13 protein-coding genes are annotated in these 11,493 nt (G+C 41.7%); all 13 read right to left on the bottom strand.

The window, feature by feature from the left end; translation table 11 throughout:
* The coding region (locus tag WC407_RS14705; protein WP_373023398.1) for a hypothetical protein at positions 1-1,873 on the bottom strand (1,873 nt) is incomplete at its 3' end.
* Entirely contained in the window at positions 1,873-2,595 is a 723-nt protein-coding gene (locus WC407_RS14710; protein WP_373023399.1) for a hypothetical protein, read from the bottom strand. The genes WC407_RS14710 and WC407_RS14705, both read right to left, overlap by 1 nt.
* Complete coding sequence (locus tag WC407_RS14715) at positions 2,592-3,116, bottom strand: hypothetical protein (RefSeq protein WP_373023400.1); 525 nt, start codon at positions 3,114-3,116, stop codon at positions 2,592-2,594. Before WC407_RS14715 ends, WC407_RS14710 begins: the two co-directional genes overlap by 4 nt.
* Positions 3,116-6,139 carry a hypothetical protein gene (locus WC407_RS14720; RefSeq protein WP_373023401.1) on the bottom strand — a complete coding sequence of 1,008 codons (3,024 nt, stop codon included), beginning with the start codon at positions 6,137-6,139 and terminating at the stop codon, positions 3,116-3,118. Before WC407_RS14720 ends, WC407_RS14715 begins: the two co-directional genes overlap by 1 nt.
* On the bottom strand, positions 6,139-6,975 hold the full coding sequence (locus WC407_RS14725; RefSeq protein WP_373023402.1) for a hypothetical protein: 837 nt from the start codon (positions 6,973-6,975) through the stop codon (positions 6,139-6,141). The genes WC407_RS14720 and WC407_RS14725 overlap by 1 nt, the downstream gene beginning before the upstream one ends.
* Entirely contained in the window at positions 6,976-7,149 is a 174-nt protein-coding gene (locus tag WC407_RS14730) for a hypothetical protein (RefSeq protein ID WP_373023403.1), read from the bottom strand.
* A 138-nt stretch (positions 7,150-7,287) separates the two neighbouring features.
* On the bottom strand, positions 7,288-8,319 hold the full coding sequence (locus WC407_RS14735) for a hypothetical protein (protein WP_373023404.1): 1,032 nt from the start codon (positions 8,317-8,319) through the stop codon (positions 7,288-7,290).
* Positions 8,316-8,573, bottom strand: a complete 258-nt coding sequence (locus WC407_RS14740) for a hypothetical protein (protein ID WP_373023405.1) — start codon at positions 8,571-8,573, stop codon at positions 8,316-8,318. The genes WC407_RS14735 and WC407_RS14740 overlap by 4 nt, the downstream gene beginning before the upstream one ends.
* On the bottom strand, positions 8,560-9,084 hold the full coding sequence (locus WC407_RS14745) for a hypothetical protein (RefSeq protein ID WP_373023406.1): 525 nt from the start codon (positions 9,082-9,084) through the stop codon (positions 8,560-8,562). Before WC407_RS14745 ends, WC407_RS14740 begins: the two co-directional genes overlap by 14 nt.
* Positions 9,069-9,653, bottom strand: a complete 585-nt coding sequence (locus tag WC407_RS14750) for a hypothetical protein (protein ID WP_373023407.1) — start codon at positions 9,651-9,653, stop codon at positions 9,069-9,071. Before WC407_RS14750 ends, WC407_RS14745 begins: the two co-directional genes overlap by 16 nt.
* Positions 9,653-10,249, bottom strand: coding sequence for a class I SAM-dependent methyltransferase (locus WC407_RS14755; protein WP_373023408.1), 597 nt, complete (start codon positions 10,247-10,249; stop codon positions 9,653-9,655). The genes WC407_RS14750 and WC407_RS14755 overlap by 1 nt, the downstream gene beginning before the upstream one ends.
* A complete protein-coding gene (locus WC407_RS14760; RefSeq protein WP_373023409.1) occupies positions 10,246-10,926 on the bottom strand; it encodes a glycosyltransferase domain-containing protein in 681 nt (226 codons plus the stop codon). Before WC407_RS14760 ends, WC407_RS14755 begins: the two co-directional genes overlap by 4 nt.
* A partial coding sequence (locus WC407_RS14765) for a hypothetical protein (protein WP_373023410.1) occupies positions 10,919-11,493 on the bottom strand: 575 nt, incomplete at its 5' end. The genes WC407_RS14760 and WC407_RS14765, both read right to left, overlap by 8 nt.

The following is an 11,493-nucleotide window of genomic DNA, read 5'->3' on the forward strand; positions in this document are numbered from 1 at the left end:
CTGTAACCGTTCCGGTCAGATTGCAAAAAGAAACGGTTACCATTCTTCCTATTTTATAAACAGCCGCAGTTGAGGCGGTTCTGAATGTTCCCCCATCAAATAGAGAATCGACAACAGTAAATGTATCTACAGCACCATCAAGCACCTTTAATTCGTTAGAATCAATGGCAGTTATTGTTCGCAAAGATTTTGCCCCATTCACATAAGCAACACCCTCTTCATTATATTGAGTATGAAAATCGTCTTCGGCAACAACATAAGAACCTGGTGTTAATAGCCCGATACCGTTTTTATTTTGAATAACAGTGTTTCCACCGGAAACCTTATTGTACATTTTAAAATACGATCCAGAGTCAATAGATTGGTCGCCGATAAGAAAATACCCCGTTCCACTCGACCAGTTTCTTAAATGTATAGATATGCTGTCAAGAAAAGATAAAACATTTCCAGAGTCACTTATTCCTGAATTTATTATCGCTCCATCAGAGTTAAACATAGAAAGGCATTTAGATGTTCCGACGTCTGTCCATATTGTATCATCAACGTGTATTCCACCGTTATCAACCGTCATTGCCGGTATGTTTCTGGTATCATCATAATCGGCGTGATTTAAATTCAGTCCCCCTTGTTCGTCTATCCGTAAAAATGTCAAATATTTTCCAGCGCTTGAATACGATCTGATTTCAAAATGAGAATATCCACTATCGTCTTGAAGTTTATGATATGTTAAATAAACTCCACCCCCATAATACTTTGTATCTGCGTTATTAAAAATTAAATTACATGAAGATTCACTTTCACTTGTATTGATTAATTGCATAGATGATGCTACACCAATATTCATGAGAGCTGATCCGAGATTGAGCAGAGACGAATTAGATAAAGTATGTGTTGTAGGAGTTCCGGACCATACAGGCATAAAATATCTGGTTCCCACACCTATCACTTTATTGGCAAGACTGTCACTTATTTGCTGCGGGGTTGCGGCACCGATTACAGTTCGAAGAGTTGAACCTGACATTTGCATCAACTCGTTTCCAGCCGACGTCCTTTTCCATGTTGCAAAGGAGTCGGTTGAGGTACAAACCTTTATTATTTCTTGACTGTACGATCCCATATTTTCAATCATTAAACTATCGGAATTACGGTAGTTTTTAAACTTTACAGTTGGCCATACCGACCTATGCGGTGCTCCGTAATAAGTAAGCGAATCGTTAAATACAACTTGCCCTGTCTGTTCATAAATTGAGATGTGGTCCATAAACGTTTCTGGAGATGGATCGGTTATTGTTCTGATGCTGAACTTACTATATCCAGTAAATCCGCCTGCAGAAAGCTTTGTCCACAACAGATTACACGACGCTCCATACCATCCGTATGACGTTTGGTAATTATAAAGACCTATTCTATTTCTTGAATTGGCAGAACCTGAGTTTGTAAACAAAACAAATATCACTTTTCTGACACCGCCATCCCCGTACCATAACGCGGCAGTATCCATTGCTTCGGGGGTGGCACCCCAAAACAGATTGCGTCGCCCAAGCGTTCCTACGCCTGTTGAGTGTGGTATATATTGATTGGTAACTCCGTGGATAAATCCGTACGATGTACCCGACACTCTCGAAGAATCGGCCTTGCCGGAAGAGTCAGCCTTGTGCGCAGCGCGGACGGAATCGAAAGTAAATGGATATGATCTTGTTTCATTACTTCCCGCATCCCTTACCAAAAGACTTTCAGGACTTGTCGAAAAAGGCACTCTCTTAATCGACATAGTTCCTTCAGTCCTTATACCGCGCAATACCCAAAGGCTGTCAGGAATTCGTTGGGTAGCAAAACAGGATAATGTAAAAAATAATATAAACAATCTGTTCATTATGGAACTATCCCGCATTTAATAAATAGTGTAGTATCTCCGAAATCAATAAACACGGTATCGATATGGCGAGTTACTTCAAATATCTGATGCCCTGAAGCTCCAACCTGAAAATTCTCGTTTGCTATAAGAAGAGAAACTGCCAATGCCGTATCGCTATAAAGATCAAATCCGTCTCCAATGGTGTTACCAAATATATTCAAATGGGCTTCCGGTCGTAAGTCGCTGCATCCGATAGCCGTACTATTTGTTCCAGTTCCCGGCCAAGGAACAATATTAAGGTTCGCGGTATCTGATCCGAATGCAATATAAAAGAACGGAGTAAATAACTTTGTATATCCAGCTTCACCAGAAGCAATATGAATTGCACCGGGAATCGTCGCCTCGTTTCCATATAATGCAATAAACGACCCTCTATTCATAAAACCACCAGCACCGGCAGATGACAATGTTAGTATCTTGTTGTCAAAACCGTTTGAAGTATTTACCGCCAGCATTCCATTAGATGATGAATCGTATAATAAATATGACGGGAAAGTTGTGTAATGATTGATTTTATTATACCCTATCTGCGTACTGTCAAGAGTAGAATCGGCAGCATCGACAAACATCAATTTGTCGTTTGCAAATTTTCTCATCCTTAGGCTGTCGATGTTGGTATAATTCCACCATGCACCAAAAGAAAGTTGAACCGCCATAAGAATGAGCGTTACTGTTTTCATGCTACGCTGCTCGAAGAACTGCTTGAGCTGCTGCTTGAGCTTGAACTGGACGACGAACTGCTGCTCGACGGGATATTCCCCACGCCGAACCCCGTATAAACATCGTTGTAAAAAAGACCGAAATAAGTCGCTCTGCATCTTAACTCCCATCCATTAGCTAATATAATATCACCCGTTGATTTTACCGTCAAATAAGGTGACCCGGCAATATTTATTATCACCTGACTCCCGGCATAATCAAGGTCGATATTTGTGGTTGCATCGTTCGTGTTCTTTATTTTGCTGTTCGTGCTCACGTCTTCCGTCGCCAGAAGATTTTTTACTGTTTTGTCGTAATAAGTATAAGCCCCAATCGAGCTGCGTGATTTTTCAGGGTGCCAAAAGTCGGTATCGGTCCCACGCTTTTTAACCATCGGATACCCTGTAACATTGGTAAGGAACCCGTCGTTCTTTGCCGCTGCATTCGCGACAAAGTTCGCCTCGGTATCTTCCACTTCTTTTATGTTTTTTTGTAATGCCATTATAATACCTTATTCCAATCATCGTCCGTACCAAATTCAGGTATTACCTTCTGAATTTCATCGGTTGAAGTAAGTGATTTTATGATATAAAAATCGTCTTCGGTAATATTGTCCAGCAACATGACGTCAACCCCAACCAGTTCCCGGCCCTTGGAAACGCTTTCTATCACGCATTCAATGGCAACGGATTCTGTATGAAACGGAAGTGTGAGGTTTATGTGCTGCCCTTTAAAAAGCGCCTTTCCAGTAGTGTAGTGAACATTAAAACCAAGTCGCTCACGCGAAGCATATTCAATACCTAATTCAGTATCGACCGCCCCCATATAGTAAAGCCATGTATCGAGATACCATAGCGCGTCTTCATGCCGGTAGATCCATTTTTTATCTGTGAGTTCTTCGGGAGGCATCTCAACCTTTTGGGTAATCTCCCAAAGCTTATGCGCCTTATTCCAAGCGTTCTCTGCCGCACTGCCGGTTATTCCTATAACGAAGTTTGAAAGGAATCCGGTTGCACCTGAATATTTTATTTGCAGAAGTCCATCGTATTTTTCTGTTGCCGAATTATAATTGTACCTCACAAACGGTTCGCAGAAAATAGCCTTCTCTGGTTGCGCCTTTACGGTAAGAACCTTGCCGACTATCTGATCCAAGGTAATAGAAACGGAAGATGCCGTTTGGTGTTTTCGTCCGATAAATGAAATACGTTCGTTTCCGGTTGCGTGATCCTGGGAAGGAACAATAAAAAAATCACGGCACAAAGAATCGACTATCTTATCCGACCACATTTCATCATAATCAAATATTTGTCGGCGCAATTTTATGTTGTCAATATGCTGCAATTCATAATAATGAAACCCGCCCTCATTGGTGGAGATATCAATAAGGGGAGTCGTCGGATACTCCTTCCCCCAATTTTTTAATTCTCCCGTTTCGTTCCAGTTCTGGAGCATAAGAGTATGCATGAGGGCGAGTTTAGGAGTGTCAATAAGATCGGTAAGTTGTCGGGAATCGAATGTTGAATTGAATATGCGGCCTTGGTATCCGGTGAAAATGTTGGATTTTATGTCAAGTTCTTTTCCGAATATTATAGCAAGTTCATAAAGTTTGGTATTGTCAAGCATATAAATAGAGCCATTGTCGGTATATGTTATCCGTCTCCTGAATGCCAATATCCCCTCTATAATAGAATTGTACTTTTCTATCGAATCGATGTTTAAATCAAAGAAGGTATACCCGGTCATCGGGTTGTATATCCCGGTACTTATTTCGGCCGATTCTCTATAAAAATTTTTACTTCCTGTGCTTGGCAAGTCGGCATAATAGTAATCAGGTAGATCATCCATCACACCACCCGAACCCTTTATTTCATACAAAGCCTTTCCGGTGAGTATGTCAAATGTCTTATATGCCCACCGACGTAATTTAACTCTTGAATAATAAGATGCCGCAGTCCTTCTGCTTACATCCACATCGCCAACAAGTTTTATTCCAAGGTAACATTTATCAAAATTATAATCATCTGATATTTTAGGAAGTATGAAGGTAAATGTTTTATAGTAATCAATTTCTTTTCCTTCGTGATCCGATCCGCGTCCCTCAACAAGAAATTGAAAATATGTTGTACTGTCTTTGTCTGTTGCACTGGCTGCGGTTCCCTGTATTATTTGGTCGGTTGAATCAAACCACGTAACGTGTGCAGCACCTCTCCTCGAATGAATACCATCCATTACCCGTTTGTACACCTTTTCAGACGTCTCAAGTTCCCAACTATTAAGATCGTTCAAAGTAGTAAGAAAAACACTATCGACCGGGAGTATAAAAAATCCAGAGCAACTATCGACTTCGGAACCTAAAAAATGCATTGGATCAATAATGAGTTTATTTTTATTTGTTGTAGCAATGTCAATCTTGTATCCGTATGCGGCAAGGCGTTCAAACTTAGAAGCGTCTGAATCGTGGCCGTAAATTATCGGTAGAGTAACGGCGGTTCCCAAATCATCAAGAAAGTTTTTGCACGGCCATAAGTCTGAATCGTAATCACGATTTACAACAACAAACTCAACCCACGATCTTCCTTCTTCGTCGTTATCACTTTGTGATAAATCTTCGGTGAAATAGGTATCGATGTAGAATGTCATTCCATCGGCCCGAACGGGGTCTTTCTCAATTCTCGTTACAAGCCTTGGAGAATTTCCGCTTCCTTTTCCATCGACAACCCTTACGTACAAATGATCGTATGTTCCATCGATGAAGTTATCATTGTTTCCCCGTATATGAAAATCGTATCCCAATGTAAGAAGACCGGTTATAGGAAACATTGTTGTGTTGGGATATCTTTGCAAATAATCAAAGTTTGCATTGGTCCACTTGGTTTCCTTGTTTGCGGTCCTATCCATCCGGGCAAGGCCACCTCCGATAAGTCCCGTCTTCGAATCAAGTTCAGAAATGTATTCCCCGAACGTCATCGGGACGGCTTTTCCTAAAACGCTGCTCGACGCTTCAGGAAAGTCAACTTCATTTATCTGTGTTCCAAGATTAGAACGCCGATTAAGCAGGGCGGTCTGAACCTCTATCCGGGTAAACATTTCGTCGTATTCCGGGCTTCCGCATTCGCACCGAAATACTACTGTTCCATCGGCGGCAATCAGTGCTCCGTTCGCTATTTCGAATTCGATAATGTCGCACCGCCTACCGTTCAACCTCACCCCAAGGTCTGAAAATACCTTTGATATGTTGCGTTGATTACTCTCATAATTTACGGTAGAAACTATTTTAATTCCACCCATGCCAACCTCACCGACCGAACCCCCTATGGTTCCGTCGTAACTGTCGGTAATCGGTTCAAGCCAGTCAGGAACAAGGATACCGGTTTTCCATGCATAGGTAGGATTGTATGCTGATATGTCTGACTCAATCCAGCGCAGGGCCGATGCTCCAGCACCGATAGAATACAACCCTATTTCTGTTTTATCGACAGATGTAAGGTCAAGGTATATTCTCACTGCAAATATTGATTTTGCCATTATGCTACCGATACCAGTGAGAAGGTTGGTGAAAATTCATACCTGTCAAAATTGACGTGAGTAACTTCAAGTTCCGTGTCGATCCACTGGCACGTATACACTCCCGACGTTCCTTTCTCCAATCCGAAAAGGTAGGTTCCTGATGCGGTCGTTATAGTTAAGTCGTTCGTTCTGGCAGTGTTCGTCAAAAAATAAAGCAATGAATAAGCGCGGGAACGATTGCAAACCATCTTCAGAGTAGTCTCGCAGTGGTCAGAACCAGCCAACCGATCGATTGTCTTCGCGGTTCCATTTCTGGTGAATTGAATATCCATAGCGTAATCAACAGCTGGCTGCGGCCACGGCTCCGGGAAGCGAAGTCCGGTTACTGTCCCAATCTGAAACGATCCGTCTGTTTTAACCCTTGGAACCGATACCGAAGGATAGGTGTGCGCGGTCATATTGCACTTGATTGAAAAATGCTTATACGGAGTAAGGAGCATCCCGGAATCAACTACATCGTGAACAGTCACGCTATAATTGCCGTAATCCCCCTTATCCGGCCCGAACGGAGTAAAGCCGCTATTCTTCGGTAGCCTTATTCCAACATTAACACCTCGCCCCTTATCAGCATCGGCGTAGAAATTAAGGAATGTCGTCGCCTGCGCCGCGGTAAGAATAAAACTACCGCTCCAGATACGAATGTCCCGTTGTGTCCCGTCATCAAACCCTGAATACCCCAAAGGTAATTTTCGTTGCCAGTGAAACGGCATAACGATCTTTGTGGTATATCCGTACTCTGGAGCAGATACCTGATATTCGTTTCCGGCAAAAGCTAATGTGACGACAGAACCCATTTAATCTATTCCGTCCACTATTACCCGTGTTGATGTCGTACCGTTTGCCGAACTCCCGATACTGATAGGATCGCATACAAGGCGTTCCCTTGCGGCAAACTGTCTCGTGACATATCCCGAATCGCCACGAAATTGAATCGCTATGGCGGCGGCAGTAGTAAGGTCGTTTGACACTCTTTGCGGGTTACGAAGCGTAACAGCAACATTATCTGTGAAAGAAGTTATCAGCTGTTGCTTATTCGAGGGCCTGATATAATTCAGACATTCGTTACTTTCCAAGGGTGAATTAAAATTTGCTTGCGGCATAAAACCTCACTTTGTTAAATTGTCCCATTCTTCGTTTTGTGGTAAAAAGTCGTATAGCTTCAATTTGGCATCGTTGCCGAAATTTAATTCCCACCATTCTTTTTGAATCGCCTGCAGTCCGGCCTGAATTTTAGGCTCCATAGCTTTCAGGTCTTTCCATCCCTCAAACTCTTTTCGGTATGCATCCATATTCCCGGAAACGAATTTCTCCTGACATATTCGTTTCGTGTCGTGGATCATATATACCCTGTCGCCGGAGAAGGAGCGCCAGTGCCCGTTGTCATTTATGATATGCGTCCACGGTTTGCGCCAGACATGATGCACCTGTGCCATTGCCTCCATAGGAAGCATTATTACATCCTGATCCCTGCCCATTTTATGAATAGAGATATTGTGGGCAAATAGATCGCCTATCCCAACCCGATTCTGCCCCTTGAACTGGTATCCATCAAAACATATTTTGCAATAATATTCGAATACTTCCCGCCACTGCTTCATGTCGAAAATTGAAGGTACATTGCAGATCATAGAATATAGCCGGGAGGTTTTGTCGAATACTGGTTTCCCATTTCCTTCAAAGTACGTTGCCGGTCCCACGTCCCACTTGAACCGCTCGTTTGCCCCTATCAGCTTCCTGGTTCCCGATACCATTTCCATGAAGGACATAAATTCAGGGGCGACAAAAAACATATCTGCATCGAGCAGACAGACCGAATCGTATTTCATACCGATATCAAGTACCTTGAAATATCGCGCGCGCTTGATCAACTCAATTGGCTTCGTTTCTTTGCTGCACGGAATGCTTTTTATGTCTAGTTCGATAGGAATAAAATTGAAATCGAAAGCCGCCTTTGCTCGTTCGATGTAATTCCATACCGGATCGAACCCGTAATGAAGTAGATATACATCAAGTTCGCAATCAGGATAATCGAATAACCGTTGCTTCTGAATGCTGTTCAACAAGCAATTGGTATCAGGAAGATAATTTCTCCCAACAAGCGGCCCGGTCGCCGCAAAGAATATGGCGTACCTTTTCAAAACATCGGCCTTTCTCCGTAACAAAATATGGAGCTTACCTGTACATATAAGTCTCTTTCGTTTCTTGATTTATTATACATTTCTTGGCGAATTAATCCTGCCTTTTTTCTGATATCATCAAATTCATCTCCGATTGCAATTAGATCAATTGCGGCAACAATATGAGACGTTATCAATATATCTATACTATCAACACTATCTTTAAAGTTTTCGGCCTGCGATATCAATAATTTGCATCGTTCAATGTTTGTCATTTTTCCATTGCCTCCGGTAATTATGGAATACATACAAGTCTTTCATAATGTAAATTCTATACCCTGCCTCTTTTACCCGGTCGTGGTAATAGTTATCCATGCCGATAAATTTATCGTCCGGGACTCCTCCCACGGCGTCCCATATTTTTCGGCGGGTGAGAAAGAACATTCCAGAAAGCTTGTTCGGTTTGTCGGTAACGTCTTCTACTTCTCCCGGCCAACACATCTCACATGCCTTTGCGGTTGCCATATGATCGGCAATATTATCATTATCACCTGAAACAAACTTTTGGAGCGGACACCCTATCCTATTAGTAAGACAAGAAATCAATCCCGCATCATGACCCACCTTCTCGATTGCCCTCAAACAAATATCATACCAGTTGATATTGAGCAGCGTCACATCCCAGTCGAGAATAAGCCCCCAATCTTCAACGGTCTTGAACATTCGATTGCAGGCAAAGCCGAGACGCCTTCCCGGTTCCCATGGAATTCTCACATCAATGTGCATTTTTTAAATTCCTCTTCACTTATGAATTCATTATCGAATGATTTTATCAGTATAGAGCAAACAAGGCTTTGGAGCCTACTTTCATTTCTTACTCTTATCTCATTCAATATTACACGATAATTATTCATCCTTGCAAGGTTATTAATATGCGTTGTCGTATAATAATGCTTGCAATGCCCTTTGTATGTTCCCGCAAGTGGCAAAGTGTGAACCATTACCCCGTCTCTCATACAAAGTTCATGCATGTTCCTGAAAGCCCAATACTGCGAACTATTCACGTGCTCTATGGTTCCAAAGTTTGTAACAATGTCGAATTGTCCTTGCCATTCCGATTTAACAGGCTTCGATAAATCGACAGAAATTGAACCGTATTTACCGGCAATGTCAAAGGATGTATGTATAACCCCGATTGATTCAAAATACTTTTTAGCAATAGTAAAATTAATGCCGACATCTTCCCTTATCTCAATCTGACCGAACTCACACATAATCAATCCGTCGGGTTCTCCGTGCGGCGTAAGAGATATCGCTTTGTCGACAAGATCGAATACTGTTTTTGATATTCCCATTATTTCCTCTTGTAGTATTCCAATGCCTGTGTTGGAGTAAGCGGTTGAATAATCTCATTCTGATTATCGGCCCACTCCCTGAAAGTTGAATAAGGTCCGGTATAAAGTTTTTGACTTCCACGCATTATTACTCCAAGTCCACAGTCATCGGTTATTACATGCATGTCAAGATCGGGACGAGTAGATCTCAATAATGACCACGCTTGGTATACCGTTCCGTACCATGACGAACTTCCCTTTACCCTGGCTGGCGCTGCAACCGTTTCGTTATACGGCCTGCAATCGTGCATCACTATTGTTCCACCATCATTCAATACCGAAAGAAGGTTTATGACATCCTTGAAAACCTGCTCTCCGGTATGGAGTCCATCAATAAACCCAATATCGTAGGTATATGTATTCGATTTAAAAAATTCATCCGATGTTGTGCGATAATAATGAGGCTTATTCGTTTGCCCGACATTCGGATCAACCCCACATTTGAACTCGCATTTAATTCTATTGTGACAATTATTTGGAACATCGATACCGATTTCAAGGTATGATTTATATCCGTATTCTTTTATAAACCAGTTTATCAATTCGTATCTTTTCATCCGAGATTCCTTCTGTTGTGCGGACCTATTTTAACCCAAGATAATCGGGGCGTCTTTATCCAATCAAATTTCAGATTCATTTTCCACTTAAGGAAGTCCCATGATACTTGATCTCTTGCGCTGAATTTCAATATCTCTTCCCACCATTTGCGACCGAATTCAACAACTTCTGAATTATTATGACGCCTCATGATATACGTGCAGGCGGCTATTGTATCGGAATTTGAATATGCGGTTTTTCCGTATTCTTTGAGTTGTGGAATTATTTCTTCTTCCGTCGCCTTATCAAGCCTTATGCATCTATTACCCTCAAGAAATATATCCTTTATTCCATTCCAATGCCTGTATACCTTGTAATTTGAACCATTCATTTCTGAATCAATTACAACGGCAGGGTCTTTATAGAAAGCAGTATTCCCATCAACCCACAAAGAAACGTCGTAATCTTTAAGTTCAACATCCGGCATAGTTTTAAAATACCGACAAGCCCTTCTCGGATCGGGGTGTGGAGCATCCCTGTATATTGCCTTGAATGGAGATTTCCTGTTTTCAAGATAAAGCATGAGCCTTCTGTCGTCAGTAAAAAGAATACATTCGCATGATGGTTTACACCTAACAAATCCAGGACCATAATCATGAGGCCCGTACACGGCGGTATAAACTACTTTTCTATCCATTTCTTCCGACCATATTTCTTATTACAAATACCGACATTGCCGAAACACATTCAGGTAAAACGACAGGATTTATTATATCGACAATAGAAAATAATCCAGCCCCCCAGGTATCGATCAATACCGGAATCTCGTCGATTGACGCCCTGAATGGATCGACCTCGTCCGCAACTCCTTTTCCATGTTGCGTACTATGTTCAATAAAGCATATACCGTTTTCTTTTAAACAATACATCCAGTTCGAAAGACACATTTCAGGATTGTAAGAATGATCGAGGGCGTTACTATAAATAAAATCTATCGCTCTTTTCCATTCAGGTTTAACATCATGAAAATCCCACTTTATTGTATTTGGAAAGTTTTCCGCAGATGGAGATATTTCGGTTCCCATAACATTGCATCCGGGAATATATTTCATAAACCATTCTTGTTCAAGACCGCGTCTTGATCCATGGCATATTCCTGTTTTGGGTTCCGTTATTTTTGATATTACATATTCAGAAAGAAGTTTTATATTGTCCTCAATAACCCAAATGTTTTTCAGCTTTCTGTAATTATTTTTCGTCTGGC

Origin of the sequence: Sulfuricurvum sp., assembly GCF_041651515.1 — a bacterium.
Lineage (GTDB): Bacteria > Campylobacterota > Campylobacteria > Campylobacterales > Sulfurimonadaceae > Sulfuricurvum.